The following is a 19,280-nucleotide window of genomic DNA, read 5'->3' as shown; positions in this document are numbered from 1 at the left end:
TCCTCCGGGATGGAAGGGGGGAAGGACGGGTTGCGAGGAGGGGTCAGCCGAGGACGGCGCGCGCGTCGAGCGCGAGGGCGCCGTCGGGGCGCACCAGCAGCGGGTTGACCTCCAGCTCGGCGATCTCGGGGTGGGCCGCGGCGACCTCGGTGATGCGGGCGATCACGGCGGCCGCGGCGGCCACGTCCCCGGCCGGCCCGCCGCGTACGCCGTCGAGCAGGGCGGCGGTCCGCAGTCCCCGCAGCAGCTCTTCGGCGGGCCCGGCGGCGACGGGGGCGAGGGCGAAGGCCACGTCGCGGAGCGTCTCGGTGAGCACTCCGCCGAGGCCGACCATCGCCACCGGCCCGAACCGGGGATCGCGTTGGACACCGACGATGAGTTCGACGCCGTCCGAAAGGTCCGCCATGGCCTCGACCGAGTACGACGGGGCCCCGAGCCGGGCGTCCATGTCCCGGTACGCGGCCAGCAGCGCGTCCCGGTCCGCGAGCCGGAGGGCCACCCCGCCCGCGTCGGACTTGTGCAGGACGTGCAGGGCCTTGAGGACGTACGGCCCCTCGAACGCGGCGGCGGCGGCGAGCAGCCCGGCCTCGTCGGTGATCTCCCGGGCCGGTGGGAACGGCACTCCGGCGGCCCGCAGCAGCGCCCGCACACCGTGGTACGAGGGGTCCCCGAACGGCGCCGCGGCCGGTGGCGGCGGGGCCACCCCCGCGCGCGGGCCCGTCGCGCGGCCGGTCAGCGCGGCGAGCGCGCGGGCCGCGTCCTCGGTCGCGGCGTACACCGGGACCCCCGCCTCCGCGAGCACCCGGCAACTGGGCGACCGCGGGTACATGGACTGCACGACCAGCGGCTTCGGTGCGGCGGCGAGGTGCGCGACGATCTCCTTCGCGGCCCGTGTCTCGCCCTCGGCGAGCACGGAGCCGCCGGCCGGCCCGCCGCCCAGGCCGCCCTCGGAGGCGGCGTATCCGCCGAAGTAGCCCGTCATCAGGACGGCGTCGATCTCGTCGGCGGCCAGCAGCTCACGGACGGTGTCGGCGTACGAGAGGGGTCGCTGCTCGCCCATGCCCGCGAGGTCGACCGGGTTGCGGACGGCGGACTGCTCCCACAGCACGCCGCGCAGCCGGTCCTGGGCCGGGGCGCCGAGTTCGGGCACGTCGAGGCCGGCGTCCTCGGCGGCGTCCGCGGCCACGGCGCCGTGCCCGCCGCCGTCGGTGAGGATCGCGGTCCGTCGGCCTGCCGTGCGCCGCCCGTCCGCCGTGCGCCGCCCGCCGGTCAGGGCCGCGAGCACCACCGTCATCTCCCGTGGGGTGCGAACGAGTTCGACGCCGGCGTCGCGGCAGGCCGCGGCCACGACGTCGGCCGAGGTGGTCAGCGCGCCGGTGTGCGACCGGGCGCTGCGGGCCGAGGCGGTGCCTCGGCCGGCGGTGAGGAGCACCACGGGTTTGTCTGCCGCGGCGGCGGCGCGCGCGAAGGCCCGGCCGTCGCCGAAGTCCTCGGCGTACACGGCGATCACGGAGGTGGGCTCATGGCGGGCGCAGTCCTCGACGAGGTCGACGAGGGTGACGTCGGCCTGGTTGCCGAGCGAGACGAACCGGGAGAAGCCGAGGTCGTGCGGGGCACCGCGCAGCTGGAGTTCGAGGGCCAGGTTGCCGCTCTGGCTGAGCAGCGCGACGCGGCCGGGCGCGAAGCGGTCGGAGGCCAGGTACAGCTCGGTGGTGTTGTCGGCGATGCCCAGGCAGTTGGGTCCGACGAGCACGGCTCCGGCGGCCCGGACCCGCTCGGCGACGGCCTGCTGACGGGCCAGACCGGCGGGGCCCGCCTCGGCGAAGCCGGCGGTGATGGCGACGATCGCCTTCGCCCCGCAGGCGAGGGCGTCGTCGACGGCCGCCTCGAAGCCGCTGCCGGGCACGGAGATCACCACCAGTTCCACCGGCTCGCCGATGTCGCCGAGGGAGGTGGCCGCCTTCCGGCCCAGCACGGTGCCGCCGCGCCGGTTCACCAGGTGGACCGGCCGCCGACCAGGCGCGCGCAGGGCCTGCGCGGCCACCGCGTGGCCGTACTTCGCCGGGTCGTCGCTGGCGCCGACGACGGCAACGGAGCCGGGGTCGAACAGCGCCGTCAGGTCGCGGGCCATCTCATCCCTCCACGCGGAGGGCGGAGTTGGGGCAGCTGTCCACGCAGGCGCGGGCCCGGTCCTCGGCGGCGGGCGGCACGTCGACGAGGACCACCCGCGCGTAGCCCCACTCGTCGAGCTCGACAAGTTCGGGGGCGTTCTCCTGGCACAGGCCGTAGCCGTTGCACAGCGTGGCGTCCAGCAGCAGTTTCATGACGTTCCTTCCCTTACGACGGCCGGGGGCTCGGTGGGGGTGGTGATGGGGGTGGGGGTGGGGGTGGGTGGTGGCTGGGCGGGTGGAACCACCAGGGGTGCGCTCACGGCGGGCACCGGCACCATCAGGCGGGTGCGGCGGGGCGGGTCCTGTGCGGCGGCTTCGGCCCGGCACACCGGGCAGGGCGTGTCGAGGTGGGCACGGACCTGTCCGGGAAAGGCGCGCAGCAGGCTGCCGGCGAGGCCGGCGGCGGCGTCGAGAAGCCCGCAGGCGCCGCGTCCGGGCAGCTCACGCGCCCAGCGGTGCAGCCGCTCGGCGGTGTCGGGTCCGGCGGTTCCGGCGGCGAGGTGGTCCAGGGCGTCGCGGATCGCGGCCGTACCCGAGACGCACACGCCGCACTGCCGCGCGCTCTCGGCGGCGAGGTGGCCGACCGCGTCGACGGCGACGCTCACCGGGCACGCGTCGGCGGCGAGGAAGCGGACCGCCCCGCAGCCGAGCGCGGTGCCCGCGGCGGCCAGCGCCTCGGGTTCGAGGGGCAGGTCCAGGGCGCGGGCGTCGACGAGTCCGCCGAACAGCCCGCCCATCAGGGCGCCGACCGGGGCGGAGGTTCCGTGGCCGGCTGCGAGTCCGCGCAGGGGGACCCCGTACGGCACCTCCGTGAGCACCGGTGGCGCGCTGCCGCCGGACAGGGTGACCAGGGCGGAGCACGCGATGGGCTCCCGCAGGTCGGGCCGGGCGGCGACGAGCGCGATCCGCGCGAGCGTCTCGACGTTGGCGACCAGCGTCGGCGCGCCGCGGACCCCCCGCTCGAAGGGTCGGGGCGGTTTGGCGGTCGGCAGGGCCGGTCCGCCGTCGATCCGGCGGACGACCGCGGTCTCCTCGCCGGCGACGTAGGCGGGCGCGGTCTCGACGACCTCGACGGGCAGCGGCGGTTCGCGTTCGGCGAGGGCCCGGCGGACGCGGCGGGCCGCCTCGTGGTCGGAGAGGTAGACGTAACCGCGTTCGGCGCCGGTGACGGCCGCGGCGTGGACGAGGCCGTCGAGGACCAGGTGCGGGCGGGCCCTCAGCAGCCAACGGTCCTTGACCGAACCGGGCTCGCCCTCCTCGCCGTTGGCCACCACGACGGGAGCGCCGGTGTCTGTGGCGTGCTCGCCGTACGCCCCGCTCCCCCGGCCGCGTCGCCCGTGCTCGCGTACGGTACGGAGCTTCACGGCGGCCGGGAAACCCGCGCCGCCGCGCCCGCGCAGGCCGCAGGCCTCGAGGTGGCGCAGCAGCTCGTCGGGGGTGACGGCGCCGGCGTAGCCGCCGACGGCCTCGTACGCCTTCGCGCTCTCCGTCGCGTATGGCGTCGCGCCCAGAAGGGAGCCCGGGGCGGGGGTGATCGAGTGGCGGACGACGGTGGTCGGAGGGCTGTCGGGGGTCAGGGGACGGTCGGTGGTCAGGGGGCGGTCGGTGGTCAGGGGGCGGTCGGTGGTCAGGGGGCGGTCGGTGGTCAGGGGGCGGTCGGTGGTCATCTGCCGTCTCCTGTAGGGGCGGTGGGGGCGGGTCCGGCGGTACGGGACCGGGTGCGCAGGAGCCGCAGCGCGCTTTCGAGCGCGGCGCGGTCCCCCGCGGTGCGGCTGTATCCCGCTCCGGGAAGGCCGATGAGCATCCGGTGGTGGTCGAGGACCACCTCGGCGGCGAGCAGCGCGGCCTCGGTCCGGGCGTCCTTCTCCGGGGTCGTGTCCGGCTCGGCGTCCGTATCCGCGAAGGCATGGCCGTCCTTCCGGGCGCCCGGCTCGTCGAGCCGGGCGGTCACGGCGGTCACCAGGGCGGTGACCTCGGCGAGATAGCGCAGCCAGCCGCGACGGCTGCCCCGCAGGACGAGGTGTTCCACCCGGCGACGCTCGGCGGCCGCGAGCCGGGCCCGGTCCGCCGTCGGGTGGGGTGTCGCCTGCGCGGAGGCACGCAGTACGGCGACGGCCTCGGGCAGTTCCCGCTCCGGCTCGGGCGTGAGCCCGAGCCAGTCCAGATGCCGATGACCGCTCATGCGTGCCTCCGGGAGGGAAGGGGGTGCCGTGACCTGTCTCCGTGCCTGTCGGCCGGCCGCCGGTCCTGCCGGCCAGGCAGGCGGGCGGGCGGCTGAACAGTGCGGGTGGGCAGTGCGACGGGCAGCAAGGGCCCTGGGCCCGTTCACGGTCGACGGCGGTGGGGGAAGGGGGCGGAGCAAGGGGAAGCGCATGCCCGAGGCGGGTGCCCGGGCACGCCGGGCTGCGTCCGGCGCCGGGCCTGGGGCCACCTGGCGGTCAGCTGCAAACGTGCAGGTCAGGCGCGGTACTACGGCGGAGCAGCGACAAGGAAGAGGTTTGCTGACCGATCGGTCAGGCAATAACCAAGCTAGCTGACCGATCGGTCAGCGTACAAGTCTTGACCCGGCGGAATTCAGCCACCACTCTGACTGTCCAATCGGTCAGCCCGGTCCCGGCTCCCGCCCCGACCCGCTGCCCGCAGCCGGTTCGCACGCCATCGACGCCCGACACCGATCGCCCGCCCCGCGGCCCGAGGAGTCACCGATGCACCCCAGAGCCCCCGCACCCCACGCACCCGAGCTCGCCCGACCCACCGGCCCCACCCCACCGACCGGAGTCACCGGGCCTACCGACCCCACCCGGCACGCCGGCATCACCCGACCCACCGCACCCGGCACGCCCGCCCAGGCCCTCCCCGCCCGCGCGCTGCCGGCTGGCCACTACACCGATCCCGACCTCGCCGCCGCGGAGGTCCGCCACGTCTTCGCCAGGTCCTGGCAGCTCGTGTGCCACGAGTCCGACCTGCCCGGGCCCGGTGCCCGGCTCGCCGCCACCGTCGCCGACCGCGAGGTCCTGGTCGTGCGCACCGTGGACGGCGGCCTCGCCGCCCACCTCAACGTCTGCCGCCATCGCGGGACCCGCCTGGTGACCGCCCCCGAACCCGCCGGCAAGGCGATCCGCTGCCCGTACCACGGCTGGACCTACCGCCTCGACGGCAGCCTGGTCGGCGCCCCCGAGGCCCGGCAGATCCCCTGCCTCGACCGGCCCCGCCTGGGCCTGTTCCCGGCTCGGGTCGAGTCCTTCCTCGGCTTCGTCTTCGTCAACCTCGACCCCGACGCCGTACCGCTCGCCGAGAGCTGCGCGGGACTCGCCGAGGCCGTGGGGCACTACGCCGGAGCGGACCTGGTGCCGGTCGGGCGGGACCGGATCCACGACCTGGCGCGCGCCGAGGTCCAGGAGGCCAACTGGAAGGTCGCGGTCGACAACTACCTGGAGGGCTATCACGTACCCGTCGCCCACCCCGGCCTGATGCGGCTGCTCGACTACCAGGGGTACGGCTGCGAGATCCACGACTCCTACGTGCTGTTCACCTCGCCGCTGCGCGAGAAGCCGTCCTCCAACTGGGCCGAGCGGCTCTACCAGCGCGTCGCCGAGCCGATGCCCGGCCTCACCGAGGCCGACCGCAGGGTCTGGCGGTACGCCGTGATCTATCCCAACACCCTCATCGACTTCTACCCCGACCACGTGCTCGCCTGGACCGCACTGCCGACCGCCGTCGACCGGGTGGCCGTCCCGGGGGGCTTCTACACCCGTCGGGGCAGTGGGCTGCGCACCCGTCTCGCCCGGCGCCTGAACATGCACATCGGGTGGATCACCAACGACGAGGACGCCGAACTGGTCGCCCGGGTCCAACGCGGCCTGGCCACCCCGGGGTTCGAGCCCGGACCGCTGTCCCGGCGGGAGCTCGCGGTCGGCTGGTTCGCCGACCGCATCCGCACCGACCTCGCCGCCCCCGCAGCCCCCGCCGCCGCGGCCACGCCCGCGCCTGCCCCCACCCCCACCCCCGCTCCCACTCCCGCGCCCGCGCCCGCGCCCGCCGTACCCGACCCTGGCTCCGACGGGGCCGGCCGATAGGCCGTACCCACGGACCGCCCGCGCGGCACCACCCACGGCGCCACCGCCCACCGCCCACCGCGGCGCCGCCCACCGCGCCGCCCCACCACGCCACCGCCCACCGCTCACCGCCCACTGCCCACCGCGGCACCGCCCCGCCACCCCCCTACGCGCCGGCCCGGACCCCCGCGCGCCGACGCGCCGTTCGTTCGCCCGCCGTCCCCCAGCGGCCCTACGGAGAGGACCCCATGTCCCCCGAGGCACGTTCCCTGTCCCGCCGCTCACTGCTCCGCGGCGGCACCGCCGCCGCCCTCGGTCTGACGGCGGCCGGCTGCGGATTCTCCCCCGGATCCGACGCGGCCGGCCAGGAGGCCGCCGAGACTCCCATCGACGTCAAGGTCGACGGCGACCTCGTCTACTTCAACTGGGCCGACTTCGTCGACCCGGCCGTCTTCGAGGGCTTCTCGAAGGAGTACGGGGTCAAGGTCGTCCAGTCGAACTACGACTCCATGGAAGGCATGGCCGCCAAACTCAACGCCGGCAACCGCTACGACATCATCTTCCCCACCGCGAAGTGGGCCGAGCGCCTCTCGCGCGCGGGCCGGCTGCGCCGTATCGACCACGGACGGCTGAAGAACGCCGAGGCCGTGTTCGGCAGCTACGCCTACTTCGCCGACCCCTGGTACGACCGCCGCTCCGCGCACACCGTCCCCTTCACGATGTACAAGACCGGGATCGGCTGGCGCCGGGACCGGCTCGGGGATCTCACCGGTTCCTGGGACGACCTGTGGAACGACCGCGCCAAGGGCAAGGTCTTCGTCCTCGACGACCGCGACGAGGTCCTGGGCATCGGCGCGCTCAAGCACGGCCTCCCGCTCACCACCGAGAGGCCCGGCGACCTCGACCGCGTCACCGAGACCCTGCGCGGCCTGCGCCCCCGGCTGCGCGGCTTCTCCAGCGACAGCTACAACAACCTGCTCAACGGCAACGCCGACATGACCCAGGCGTGGAGCGGGGACATGGCCGCGATGCTCGCCCAGGCGAAGGACCCGTCCGTCTTCGGCTTCGAGACGGCGCGCGAGGGGGCCCCGGTCAACTCCGACTGCTACGCCATCCCCGCCGACGCGCCGCACCCCGGCACCGCCATGCTCTTCATCGACTACATGCTCCGGCCGGAGAACGCGAAGCGGAACGTCGAGTACATCGGCTACCCGATGCCGGTGCGGGGCACGGAGGACACCTACGCCGCGCTCGTGGAACCCTTCCCCCAGTGCCTCGTGACCGCGGACGACCTCAAGGACGACCTCTACTTCCGCAACGGCACCCCCGCGGGCGAGAAGGCCCGTGACGCCGCCTGGACCGATGTGAAGGCGGGCTGAGGTGACCGACACGGCTCCCCCGCCACGCACCGTCAGAAGGCGGGCGCAGGACCTGCTGTGGACCTGGCTGATGCTGCCCGGCACGCTCTGGATGACCGTCTTCCTGGTCGCCTCCCTGGTCCTGGTGGCCACCCTCGCGTTCGGCACCACCGACCCGCTCGGCAACCCGCGCTTCGGGTTCGCCCTCGACAACGTCACCGCGCTGGGCGACCCGGCGTACCGGACCGTCCTGCTGCGCTCCCTCGGCTACGCCCTGGTCACCTGCGCCGTGTGCCTGGTCGTCGCCTATCCCGTCGCCTACGCCATCGCGACCAGCGGCGGCCGCTACAAGAACCTGCTGATCGCGGCGATCGTCGTCCCCTTCTTCGCCAACTACCTGGTGCGGATGTACGGCTGGTCCGTGGTGCTGTCGGACGGCGGCCCGCTGCTGAGGGCGCTGCGCGCGATCGGCGTCGCCGACGGGGGGACCCGGATCCTGCAGACCGGCGCGGGCGTCGTCGCCGGTCTCGTCTACGGCTTCGTCGTCTTCATGATCATTCCGCTGTACGCGGCCATGGAGCGCATGGACACCTCGCTCGTCGAGGCCGGCCGCGACCTCTACGCCGGCCCGCTGCGGACCTTCCTCTTCGTCACCGTCCCGGCCACCCGGCAGGGCGCGGCCGCGGGCTGTGTCCTCGTCCTGCTGCCCGCCATGGGCGACTTCGTCAGCGCCCAGCTCATGGGAGGACCCGACCAGATCATGATCGGCAACCTGATCCAGGACAAGTTCTTCCAGGGCCAGAACTGGCCGCTGGGCGCGGCCCTCACCATGCTGCTGATGGCCGTCCTCCTCCTCGGCATGCTCGGCTACCTGCGGCGTACCCGCAAGGACGAGGCGGAGGCGGTCCGTTGACGGCCGCGCGCGGCCGCCGCCGGGGCGCCGAGCGCCGGCCCCGGTTCGCCATCGCCGTCACCGCCGTCTTCTTCGCGCTCCTCTACGTCCCCATCGGCGTCGTCGTGCTGTTCTCCTTCAACTCGCAGAAGTCCCTGACCGTGTTCGACGAGGTCAGCCTGCGGTGGTACGGGGCGTTCCTCCGCGACGACGTGCTGCTGGACTCGCTCGGCATGAGCCTGCGGGTCTCCCTCCTGGCCATGGCCGGCTCGGTGGTGCTGGGCGTCGCCCTGGCGCTCGGTCTGGTCCGCGGCCGCGGCCGGCTCGGGTCCTTCGCCGGGCTGGTGATGCTCGTTCCGCTGATCACTCCGGAGATCGTCACCGGCGTCGCCGCGATGCTCCTCTTCAAGGGCCTCGGGATCACCCTGTCCACGACGACCGTGACGCTCGCGGAGATCACCTTCTCCATCTCCTACGTGACGGTGATCCTGCGTTCCCGCATCGCCGCGCTCAACCCGGAGATCGAGGAGGCCGCCATGGACCTCGGGGCCACCCGCCGGCAGGCCGTTCGGCTGGTGACCCTGCCCGCGCTGCTCCCCAGCATCCTCGCCTCCGCCGTGCTCGTCTTCGCCCTGGTCTTCGACGACTTCGTGCTCGCCTACTTCACCACCGGTGTGGATCCGCAGCCGCTGTCGGTCCGCATCTACTCGGCGATCCGGTTCGGTGTCCAGCCCACCATCAACGCCGTCGGCACGCTGATGCTGGCCGGTTCCGTCGGACTCGTCGCCCTCGCGCTCGTCATCCCGCGTCTGTTCGGCCGGCGCGGCGGCCTCGACCTGCTTTCCGGGAAGTGAACGCCATGACCTCTCGCCCCCCGCATCCACAGCCCTCGCGGGCACCCCGGCCGCCGCGTCCGCCGGCCGGGCTCCCCCACCCCGCCGTCCGGCTGGACCGGGTCGCCAAGCGCTACCCCGGCTCCGCGGGCCGCCCGGGCGGCGCCGCCGCCGCGTACGCCGTCCACGACATCAGCCTCGACGTCGCAACCGGCGAGTTCTTCTCCCTGCTCGGCCCCTCCGGCTGCGGCAAGACCACCCTGCTGCGCATGATCGGCGGCTTCGCCGACCCCACCGAGGGCAGCGTGCTGCTCGACGGCGAGGACGTGACGGGGCTCCCGCCCCACCGGCGCAACGTCAACACCGTCTTCCAGAGCTACGCCCTCTTCGACCACCTCTCCCTCGCCGACAACGTGGCCTTCGGCCTCAGGCGCAAGGGCGTCGCCCGCGCCGAGATCCGCCGCCGGGTCGCCGACATGCTCGACCTCGTGCAGCTCGGCGACCTGGCCGCCCGCAGACCGCCCACCCTCTCCGGCGGCCAGCGCCAGCGCGTCGCCCTCGCCCGTGCCCTGGTCAACCGCCCGCAGGTGCTGCTGCTCGACGAGCCGCTCGCCGCTCTCGACCTGAAGCTCCGGCGCCGGATGCAGGTCGAGCTCAAGCAGATCCAGCGCGAGGTCGGCATCACCTTCCTGTTCGTCACCCACGACCAGGACGAGGCCCTGACGATGTCGGACCGCCTCGCCGTCATGAACGAGGGCCGCGTCGAGCAGTGCGGGACACCGGAGGACGTCTACGAGCGCCCCACCAGCAGCTTCACCGCCTCCTTCCTCGGCACCTCCAACCTGGTCCCGGGTACCTATCGCGCGGGACGGGTGCTGCTCGACCAGGGCCCGGAGCTGCCCGTCGGCGACCGTCCCGGCGTGTCCGACGGCAGCCGGGTCAGCCTGTCGCTGCGCCCCGAGAAGATCTGGCTGTCGGACTTCGAGCCCGGCATGGCCCGGGTCACCGGCGTCGTCCGGGAGACCGTCTACTCCGGCCCCACCACGACCTACCTCATCGAGCTGGCCCCCGGCGTCACCGTGCACGTGCTGGAGCAGAACACCGCCCGTTCCCGCCGGGAGGACCGCTGGAGCGGGGGCGAGGAGGTCGAACTCGGCTGGCGGCCCGAGCACTGCCTGGTCCTGGACTGACGACGGCCCCACCGGAGGAACACCCATGAACCACGACGTCATCGTGCTCGGTGCCGGACTCGCCGGACTCGCCGCCGCCCGCGACCTCGCCGCGGGCGGAGCCGACGTCCTCGTCGTCGAGGCCCGCGACCGGGTCGGCGGTCGCGTCGAGCAGACCACGCTGCCCGACGGCCGCCTCGTGCAGCTCGGCGGGGAGGTGGTCGGCTCGGCCCACACCGCGTACACGGCGCTCGTCGCCGAACTCGGCCTCACGCTCGTGCCCAGCTACGTCGCCGAACCCGGCGCTCTCGCCCGCGCCACCCCGGAAGGCGTCAGCGCCGGCGACCCGCCGCACTGGTTCGGTCCCGGCGACGACGCGTGCCACCGGAAGGTCACGGCCGCCTTCGCCGCGCTCGCCGCGACCGTCGACCCCGCCGACCCGTGGTCCCATCCGCGGGCCTCCGCGCTGGACCGGCTGTCCGTGGCCGGCTGGCTGCGTGAGGAGGGGGCGAGCCCGGCCGTCGTACGGCTCTGGGAGATCGGCCAGCTCGCCCTCGCCGACGGCTCGTACGAACGCACCTCGCTGCTCGCCGCGCTGCGCAAGCACGCCGCCGTCCCGGGTCTGGGCCACTACGAGTACGAGGCGTGGGAAGGCCTGCGGGTGGCCGAGGGCTCGGCGACCGTGGCCCTGCGGATGGCCGCCGGGCTCGACGGCAGGATCCGTACCGGCGCGCCCGTCGAGGCACTCGTGGTGCGCCGCGGCGGCTGCTGCGTGCGCCTCGCCGGCGGCGAGACCCTCACCGCGGGCGCGGTCGTCAGCGCCCTGCCCGCCGGTCCCTTCCGCGCGCTCTCCGTGACCGGTGTCGGCGAGGAGCGCCTGGCCTCGCTGCGCCGGCAGCGCCACGCGCTCGCCGCGAAGTTCGTCGCCGCCTACGACCGGCCGTTCTGGCGTGAGCGCGGGCTCAGCGGCCTGTCGGAGTGCGAAGGGGTGGTGGGCAGCACCTGGCCGCAGAACGAGGGTGTCCTGTCCGCCCTCGTCCCGCCCGAGCGGTACGGCGTGCTGCTCGGCGCCCCCGCGCCGCTGCGCATCCCCGAACTCCTCGCCGAGATCGCCCGGCTGTACGGGGAAGAGGCCCTGCGGCCCCTCGTCGCGCACCTGCGCCTGTGGGGCACCGACCCCTGGACGCAGGGGTACGTCACGCAGTGGGCCCCGGGCGACGTGCTGGCCGTCGGCCCCCGCCACGGCACCCACGAACCGCCCTTCTACGTCTGCGGATCGGACCAGTGGGTGGCCGGATACATGGAGGGCGCCGTGCGGACCGGCCGCGCCGCCGCGAAGGAGGCGCTGCGCCGTGGCTGACAGCCTGCTCAACCACATCGGCGGCCAGGACCGCCCCGCCGCCTCCGGCGCGACCACCGAGCTGGTCGACCCCGCCACCGGACGCGTGCACGGCCGCGCGCCGCGCTCCGGCCGGGCCGACACCGACGCCGCCTGCGCGGCCGCCGCGGCCGCGTACGGGCCTTGGTCGGCCACCACGCCGGCCGTGCGGCAGCGGGCGCTGCTCGCCGTCGCCGACGCCGTCGAGGCCCACGCGGACGAGCTGACGGCCGCGGAGACCGCCGACACGGGGAAGCCCGCGGACCAGTTCCGCGGCGAGGAACTCCCCGCGGTCGCCGACGTCTTCCGCTACTTCGCGGGGGCCGCGCGCAGCCTCCCGGGCGCCGCCGCCGCCGAGTACGCCGAGGGCCGCACCTCCCTGCTGCGCCGTGAGCCGGTCGGCGTCTGCGCCCAGATCACCCCGTGGAACTACCCGCTGATGATGGCCGCGTGGAAGATCGCGCCCGCCCTGGCGGCCGGCAACACCACCGTCCTCAAACCCGCCGACACCACTCCCTCCTCGTCGGTCCTGCTCGCCCGGATCGCGGCTCCCCACCTTCCCCCGGGTGTCCTCAACGTGGTCTGCGGCGACCGCGACACCGGCCGCGCGCTCACCGCCCATCCCGCCGTCGCCCTGATCGCGCTCACCGGCAGTGTCCGTGCCGGCCAGGAGATCGCCGCCGCGGCCGCGGCGGGCCTCAAGCGGGTCCATCTGGAGCTCGGTGGCAACGCGCCGGTGATCGTCCACGACGACGTCGACGTCCCCGCCACCGCCGCCGCGCTGGCCCAGGTCGCCTTCTTCAACGCCGGCCAGGACTGCACGGCGCCCACCCGCTTCCTGGTCCACGCCCGCGTCCACGACGCCTTCCTCGACGCCTTCGCCGCCGCCGCGCGCGGACTGCGCCCCGGCACCGACCTCGGCCCTCTCAACAGCGCGGCCCAGCTGGCCTCGGTCCGCGACCTGCTCGGCCGGCTGCCGGAGCACGCCCGGATCGTGGCGGGCGGCACGCGGCCCGCGCGGCCCGGCTTCTTCCACTCCCCCACCGTCGTCGCCGGGGTGCGGCAGGACGACGAGATCGTCCAGGAGGAGATCTTCGGGCCCGTCGTGACCGTGCAGTCCTTCGCCGACGAGGCCGAGGCGCTGCGGCTCGCCGACGACGTGCGCTTCGGGCTCGCCGCGAGCGTCTGGACCACGGACCACGACCGGGCGATGCGCGCGACCCGGGCCCTGCACACCGGGATCGTGTGGGTGAACACCCACGGCACCACGGTCTCCGAGATGCCCCACGGCGGAGCCAAGCACTCGGGCTACGGCAGCGACCTGTCCTTGTCCGGGCTCCTCGACTACACCCGGCCCAAGCACGTCATGCTCTGAACGCCGGCGACGCGGCGGCTCGTCAGCGCTGCTCGCGCAGCCCCCACGGGGACTCGTAGGCGGTGAGCAGGTCGAGGAACGGGCGGGGCGGGAGGGCCTCGGGGCCGAGGACGCCGGCGCCCTTCCACGTCCCGTTCGCGAGCAGTTCGAGGGCGATCACCGGGTTGACGGCGGTCTGCCAGACCACGGCCTGGGAGCCGTACTCGCGCATCGACCACTCGTTGTCGACGACGTGGTAGAGGTACACCTCGCGCGGGGCGCCGTTCCGGGTTCCCCTGACCCAGGTGCCCGCGCAGGTCTTGCCCTTCATCCGGTCGCCCAGTGTGGCCGGGTCGGGCAGGCAGGCGGCCACGACGTCCCGGGGCGCGACGCCGACCGGCCCGTCGGCGCCGGGGACGCGGACCTTCGCGGTGGCGTCCAGGCCCAGCTCGTGGAGGGTCTTCAGCTTGGCGATGAAGTCGTCGCCGAGGCCGTACTTGAACGTCACCCGGCGTGCGTCCACCCAGCGGGGGATCAGCAGCACCTCCTCGTGTTCCACGTTCACGCACTCCACCGGGCCGATGCCCTCGGGGAAGTCGAACACCTCCGGTTCGCTGAACGGCGCCGTGGTGAACCAGCCGCGGTCCTTCTCGTACACCACGGGAGGGTTGAGGCATTCCTCGATGGTGGTCCAGATGTTGAAGGAGGGCGCGAAGTCGTAGCCCTCGACCGTGAGGTTCGAGCCGTCGCGGACGCCGATCTCCTCGATCTCGTCGAAGAGCTCGTCGGCCGCGTAGCGGGCGAAGACGTCCGACAGGCCCGGCTCCACCCCCATGCCGACCAGGGCGAGGCGGCCGGTCCGCTCCCAGTCCGCGCTCCGGGCGAACTGCTCGTCGCCGAGCTTCACCCCGCACTGTTCGTACGGGGCGGTCGCGTGCGGTGCGGACAGCGACATGGCCATGTCCACGTAGTGCGTGCCGGCCGCGAGCGCGGCGTCGAAGAGGGGCAGCACGAAGCGCGGATCGGTCGCGTTCAGGAGCACGTCGCAGCGTTCCTCGCGCAGGACGCGGCCGACCGCCGCCGCGTCGGAGGCGTCCAGGCGACGCGCGCTGAAGCGGCCCTCCTGGTCCCCCAGCGCGGCGACGGCCGCTTCGGCGCGGGCCGGGTCGTAGTCGGCGACGACCATCTGGGTCAGGAAGTCACGGCGGGCCGCGATACGGGTGACGGCGGTTCCGACGCCGCCCGCACCCACGAGAAGTACGCGCATGTCACACACCCTTTTGTCGGGACGGTCCAGGGGCCGGGCGCCCGGGGACGGCTCGATGCAACACGAGGGGGTCGGTTAAGGTCTACGGCGTTGGCATAAGGCTGGTCGCGGGGGCGCGGGGCAGCGAGGGTGCGGAGGGAAGGCGCGATGGCCAAGAAGGTGGTTCCGGAGGCGGAACGGCGCAGGCGCCGGCCGACCCGGCAGGGCACCGTGCTGTCGGAGCAGCTGATCGTGCGGACGGCGCTGCGGATGCTGCGTGAGCACGGGAGTGCCGGGCTGACCGCGCGCCGCCTGGGCAGCGCCCTGGGCGCCGACCCGAGCACGCTCTACCGCTACTTCGCCGGCCTCGACGACCTGACCCGGGCGATCGGCGAGGAGCTGATGGGGCGGGCGCTGGACAGCTGGGCGGCCACCGGGGAGTGGCGTGCCGACCTGCGCGCGCTCGGCCTGGCGATCCACGCCTCCTACCTCGCCCATCCGCAGGCCGCGCTGCTGACCGCCAGCCGGGTCACCGGGCGCCCCCGGGAGATCGAGGTCGACGAGACGATCCTCGGCATCCTGCGCGGCGCCGGTTTCGGTGACGTGGACGCCGTCGGCCTGTACCACGCCTTCATCGACCTGGCTCTGGCCTTCGCGGCCCTGGACGCGGGTGCCCTGGCCGTCAAGGACGAGGCCCGGGCGGCGGACGAGGACATGTGGACCTCCACGTACGCCCGGCTGCCCTCCACCACCCATCCGCACATCGCCGCCACGGCGCACCTGCTGGCGGACCGGATGAACCACAGCGCCTATCCGGTCCTGCTGGACACCCTCCTGGACCGTGCGGAGGCGCGGCTCGCGACCGTACGGGGCAGGGGTGTCAGCGCTCGTTGATAGCGTGCCGCTTCCGGCGAATCGATCATGAAGGGACGGCAGTCGTGCGGGAAGTGGCACATCACGAGGTGAGCGAACAGCGTCTCGCCGAGGCGCTCGACGACATCGAGGGGCGGGCCTTCGGCCGCTGGCACGGCATGCGCTACGGCTCCTTCCGCCTCGACGGGCTGCGGGAGATGAGCGACGAGCTGCTCGACCACGTCGCCGCGCGCAGCCTGAGCGCGCCGGAACTCGACGACGTGTCACGCGTCGCGCTGCGGACCGCGGCCGAGTGCGCGGTGGGCGTCATCAGCCTGGGCTGCTTTCCCAACGGCGACCAGGAGATCAGGTTCCCGCTGGTCCGCGAGGAGCTGACGAGCGAGGAGCTCGCCTTCCAGGACGTCGTCGACGAGGCCCCCACGGCGCGGACGTGGCTGGACACCTTCGCGGCCGTCGTGGCCGGCGGCCTCGTGTGGGACTGGAAGCGGGTCACCGGGCTGCTGCTGCGGGACGATTTCGCGTCCGCCATCCGGGACGGCGTGCCGTACTCGAGACTGACGTCGACGTCGACGCCGGGCGATCTGGCGGCTATGGACGCACTGTGCGGCTATCTGGCCGAGGCGAGCGGGCACCTGCACCGCGACTGGCCGACCGTGCCCCTGCGCAAGCCCGGCCCGCAGGAGCGCGCCGAGGCCGCCGCCCGGCTGGACACGGCCGGCGCCCTGACCGCGGACCACCGGCTGCTGCGCGTCCTGCTCGACGACGACCAGGCCGCCTTCGAACAGGCCCTGGTGGCCCGCCTTGAGGAGCACCGTGCCGGCCTGGACGCGGACCCCGCACCGCGCACGCTGCTGCCCCTGGACACGCTCGCCCTGGCGGCCCTGGCCGTCCAGGTGCACGGCTGGGAACTGCGGGTCCGCTCCGGCTACCTCCCCCACGGCATCGTCGGCCGCGCCGACGCGCTCCGGCGAGCCGCGGACACCGAGCAGAACGACCTGGGCCACTGGCCCGCCCGGTAGTCCCGGGGAGCGGTGGGCCTGGCCGGCCCGCGTTCGCCGGGGCGAGGCGGCCGGGATGCGTGACGGGCGCCGCACCGCGTTCGGCCCTTGGCTCCTCCTGAGGCTCCTTGAGGCTCCCTGACACCCCTTGGCGTCACGCGCTCGCGCGGGACGCGTAGGCGCGGACGTCGGCGTCCGGGTCGCGGGTGGCCGTGGCGAGGGCGGTCCGGGCCTCGGGGTCGGCCCGGTGCGCCAGGAGGGAGAGGACCGCGGCCTTGCGGACATCCGCGTTGGGGTCGGTCAGGCTTCCCGCGAGAGCCGTGACCGCCCCGGCGGGCGAGGCCGCCCGGAGAGCGGTCGCGGCCCCCGCCCTGACCTGCCAGGCCGGGTCGGCCAGGGCGGCCGCGGCCCGCGCCGCGTACGGCGACGGGCAGCCGGTCCCGGCCAGCGCGGCCAGGGCGGCGCCCCGGACGAGCGGGTCGGGGTCGTCCACCAAGGGGTCCAGTGTCGCCGCGGCCGGGGCGTGCACGGCCGCGAGCCCGCGGGCCACCGCGACCCGCACCTCACGGGCCGGGTCGCCGGCGGCCGCCACGAGTTCCTCGACGGCGTCCACCGACACCAGGGCCCGGACCGCGGCGATGCGCACCTCGATGTCGTCGTCCGACAGCGCGGCCGAGTAGGCCCCGGCGTCACCCAGCCGCAGGGCGCGCAGCACGTCGAGCGCGGCCCCTCGGGCGACGGGATCGGGGACGTCCAGCGCCGCCCGCAGCGCGGTGCCCAACTCTGCGTCCGGCGGCAGGACTTCGACCAACTCGCGCAGCGCCTCCGCCGCGGCGGCCCGGACCGCCGGTACGTCGTCCCGCAGGCGCGCGGCGAGGACGGGCCCGGCGCCGGCCGGCGCCGTCTCGCCGACGGCGGCCACGGCGGCCGCCCGCACCGAGGGGTCGGCGTCGGTGAGGTACGGACGGAGCTCCTCCAGCTCGGCGGACTCCTCGGCCAGGGAGAGAAGGCGGAGAAGGGCCGGGCTGGTCCCGGCCGGGGTCCCTGCGGCTGCCGCGTCCTCGTTCCCTTCGTCGGAGCCGGAGGCGGACACATGGGCGGAACCGGGGGCGGAAGCGGGGGTGGAGAGAGGGACAGGGGCCGGGGCGGCCTCCCTCGGTCCCGCGGTGGCCACCGGCACCAGCGCGACCTCGCCGAGGTGCCGCTCCGGGCCCGGCACCGGCGTGAACTCCGGCACCGGCACCACGTACGGCTCGACCGGCCGCGCGGTGAACTCCATAGCGCCGGAGGGGGACTTGCGCAGGTCCAGGTGGTGCAGCCAGCCGCCGTCGTCCCGCCCCGGATGGTCCAGGCGCTCGTGGTACAGGCCCCATCGCGACTCGGTGCGGGCCAGGGAGGCCCGGGCGGCCATCTCCGCGCAGTCCCTGATGAAGGAGACCTCGGCGCACCGCATCAGTTCGTGCGGCGTACGCGCCCCCATCCCCTCGATCTCCCCCGACATCCGGGTGAACGCCTCGACCGCCAGGGACAGTTTCGCCCCGGTCTTCGGCGGGGCCACGTAGTCGTTGACGAACCGCCGCAGCTTGTACTCGACCTGCGGCTGCGGCGGTCCGGCGGGGTTGCGCAGCGGCCGGTAGACGAGTTCGTGCGCGGCGGCCAGCTGGTCCGCGGGCAACTCGCCCTCGTACGCCCGGTACCGCGCCGCGTCCTCACCGGCCAGGTCACCGTAGACGAAGGCGCCGATCATGTAGTTGTGGGGGACGCAGGCCAGGTCGCCGGCCGCGTAGAGCCGCGGCACCGTCGTGCGGGCGTGCGCGTCCACCCGTACACCGGAGGCGGAGTGCCCGCCGCACAGCCCGATCTCCGAGATGTGCATCTCGATGTCGTGGGTGCGGTAGTCGTGGCCGCGGTTCGCGTGGAAGGTGCCGCGGGTGGGCCGCTCCGTCGTGTGCAGGATCGACTCGACGGCGCCGACGGTCTCCTCCGGCAGATGGCTGAGCTTGAGGTACACCGGGCCCCGGTCGGAGGCCAGTTCGGCCGCGAACTCGGACATCATCTGCCCCGACCAGTAGTCCGACTCGACGAAGCGCTCGCCGTGCCGGTTCACCTGGTACCCGCCGAACGGGTTCGCGACGTACGCGCACGCCGGTCCGTTGTAGTCCTTGATCAGCGGGTTGATCTGGAAGCACTCGATCCCGGTCAGCGCGGCCCCCGCGTGATAGGCCATGGCGTAGCCGTCACCGGCGTTGGTCGGGTTCTCGTACGTGCCGTAGAGATAGCCCGAGGCGGGCAGGCCGAGGCGGCCGCACGCGCCGGTCGCCAGGATCACCGCGCCCGCCCGTACGGTCACGAACTCGCCCGTGCGGGTGTTGAACCCCGCCGCGCCGATAGCCCGCCCGTCCTCCGGATGCGTGAGCACCCGGACCGGCATGACCCGGTTCTCGATCCGGATCCGCTCCCGCATCTCCCGCCGCCGCAGCTGCCGGTAGAGGACCTTCTTGACGTCCTTGCCCTCCGGCATCGGCAGCACGTACGAGCCGGACCGGTGCACCTGGCGGACGGCGTACTCGCCGTGCTCGTCCTTCTCGAACTTCACCCCGTACGACTCCAGGCGCTGGACCATCCCGAAGCCGCGGACGGCGGTCTGCCGGACGGTGGACTGGTCGACGACGCCGTCGTTGGCACGGGTGATCTCGGCGACGTAGTCGTCGGGTTCGGCCCGCCCCGGGATGATCGCGTTGTTGACCCCGTCCATGCCCATGGCGAGGGCGCCGGAGTGCCGGACGTGCGCCTTCTCGAGGAGCAGCACGGACGCGCCGCGTCCGGCGGCGGTCAGCGCGGCCATCGTGCCCGCGGTGCCGCCGCCGATGACCAGGACGTCGCAGGACAGTTCGGTCGCGTCGGCGAGCGCGGGGATGGCCGGAGGGGTGTCCATGGTGTCCACCAGGGTGTC

The 19,280-nt window shown here is 74.4% G+C and carries 15 protein-coding genes; 9 read left to right on the top strand and 6 right to left on the bottom strand.

Going from position 1 to position 19,280, the window contains the following annotated elements:
- Nucleotides 1-43 precede the first annotated feature (43 nt).
- From ACIGXE_RS08105 to ACIGXE_RS08090, 4 genes are read right to left on the bottom strand one after another with little or no spacing between them, the layout of a single operon-like run.
- Nucleotides 44-2,131 (bottom strand): acetate--CoA ligase family protein, encoded by a 2,088-nt coding sequence (locus tag ACIGXE_RS08105; RefSeq protein WP_399744694.1) that lies wholly within the window; start codon nt 2,129-2,131, stop codon nt 44-46.
- A gap of 1 nt (nt 2,132) precedes the next feature.
- A complete protein-coding gene (locus ACIGXE_RS08100; protein WP_399744692.1) occupies nt 2,133-2,324 on the bottom strand; it encodes a ferredoxin in 192 nt (63 codons plus the stop codon).
- Nucleotides 2,321-3,838, bottom strand: a complete 1,518-nt coding sequence (locus tag ACIGXE_RS08095; RefSeq protein WP_399744690.1) for an NADH-ubiquinone oxidoreductase-F iron-sulfur binding region domain-containing protein — start codon at nt 3,836-3,838, stop codon at nt 2,321-2,323. Before ACIGXE_RS08095 ends, ACIGXE_RS08100 begins: the two co-directional genes overlap by 4 nt.
- Nucleotides 3,835-4,353: a hypothetical protein gene (locus ACIGXE_RS08090; protein WP_399744688.1), complete on the bottom strand. Its 519-nt coding sequence runs from the start codon at nt 4,351-4,353 to the stop codon at nt 3,835-3,837. The genes ACIGXE_RS08095 and ACIGXE_RS08090 overlap by 4 nt, the downstream gene beginning before the upstream one ends.
- Before the next feature lie 523 nt (nt 4,354-4,876).
- On the opposite strand from ACIGXE_RS08090, the gene ACIGXE_RS08085 reads away from it, so the two are divergent.
- From ACIGXE_RS08085 to ACIGXE_RS08055, 7 genes are all read left to right on the top strand, one after another.
- Nucleotides 4,877-6,247, top strand: coding sequence for an aromatic ring-hydroxylating dioxygenase subunit alpha (locus tag ACIGXE_RS08085; RefSeq protein WP_399744686.1), 1,371 nt, complete (start codon nt 4,877-4,879; stop codon nt 6,245-6,247).
- Nucleotides 6,248-6,474: 227 nt separating this feature from the next.
- A complete protein-coding gene (locus ACIGXE_RS08080; RefSeq protein ID WP_399744684.1) occupies nt 6,475-7,605 on the top strand; it encodes a spermidine/putrescine ABC transporter substrate-binding protein in 1,131 nt (376 codons plus the stop codon).
- A gap of 1 nt (nt 7,606) precedes the next feature.
- Nucleotides 7,607-8,497, top strand: coding sequence for an ABC transporter permease (locus ACIGXE_RS08075; protein WP_399744682.1), 891 nt, complete (start codon nt 7,607-7,609; stop codon nt 8,495-8,497).
- A complete protein-coding gene (locus ACIGXE_RS08070; RefSeq protein WP_399744680.1) occupies nt 8,494-9,330 on the top strand; it encodes an ABC transporter permease in 837 nt (278 codons plus the stop codon). Before ACIGXE_RS08075 ends, ACIGXE_RS08070 begins: the two co-directional genes overlap by 4 nt.
- A gap of 5 nt (nt 9,331-9,335) precedes the next feature.
- A complete protein-coding gene (locus ACIGXE_RS08065) occupies nt 9,336-10,499 on the top strand; it encodes an ABC transporter ATP-binding protein (RefSeq protein WP_399744678.1) in 1,164 nt (387 codons plus the stop codon).
- A gap of 25 nt (nt 10,500-10,524) precedes the next feature.
- Nucleotides 10,525-11,838 (top strand): flavin monoamine oxidase family protein, encoded by a 1,314-nt coding sequence (locus ACIGXE_RS08060; protein WP_399744676.1) that lies wholly within the window; start codon nt 10,525-10,527, stop codon nt 11,836-11,838.
- Nucleotides 11,831-13,231, top strand: coding sequence for an aminobutyraldehyde dehydrogenase (locus ACIGXE_RS08055; protein WP_399744674.1), 1,401 nt, complete (start codon nt 11,831-11,833; stop codon nt 13,229-13,231). Before ACIGXE_RS08060 ends, ACIGXE_RS08055 begins: the two co-directional genes overlap by 8 nt.
- 22 nt (nt 13,232-13,253) lie before the next feature.
- Here the strand turns inward: ACIGXE_RS08055 and ACIGXE_RS08050 are convergent, their stop codons facing one another.
- Nucleotides 13,254-14,477 carry a saccharopine dehydrogenase family protein gene (locus ACIGXE_RS08050; protein ID WP_399744672.1) on the bottom strand — a complete coding sequence of 408 codons (1,224 nt, stop codon included), beginning with the start codon at nt 14,475-14,477 and terminating at the stop codon, nt 13,254-13,256.
- A gap of 147 nt (nt 14,478-14,624) precedes the next feature.
- On the opposite strand from ACIGXE_RS08050, the gene ACIGXE_RS08045 reads away from it, so the two are divergent.
- The gene (locus ACIGXE_RS08045; RefSeq protein WP_399744670.1) at nt 14,625-15,350 is read left to right on the top strand and encodes a TetR/AcrR family transcriptional regulator; all 726 of its coding nucleotides are present in this window, start codon (nt 14,625-14,627) and stop codon (nt 15,348-15,350) included.
- A 44-nt stretch (nt 15,351-15,394) separates the two neighbouring features.
- Nucleotides 15,395-16,348 (top strand): immunity 49 family protein, encoded by a 954-nt coding sequence (locus tag ACIGXE_RS08040; protein ID WP_399744668.1) that lies wholly within the window; start codon nt 15,395-15,397, stop codon nt 16,346-16,348.
- 133 nt (nt 16,349-16,481) lie between these two features.
- Here ACIGXE_RS08040 and ACIGXE_RS08035 read toward each other — a convergent pair whose 3' ends face one another.
- Complete coding sequence (locus ACIGXE_RS08035; protein ID WP_399745166.1) at nt 16,482-19,262, bottom strand: fumarate reductase/succinate dehydrogenase flavoprotein subunit; 2,781 nt, start codon at nt 19,260-19,262, stop codon at nt 16,482-16,484.
- Nucleotides 19,263-19,280: the final 18 nt, after the last annotated feature.

The organism is Streptomyces sp. NPDC053431, from assembly GCF_044544925.1.
In the GTDB taxonomy this organism is placed as follows: Bacteria; Actinomycetota; Actinomycetes; order Streptomycetales; family Streptomycetaceae; genus Streptomyces.
The sequence above is the reverse complement of the archived record's forward strand: the minus strand, read 5'-3'. Positions and strand labels throughout refer to the sequence as shown.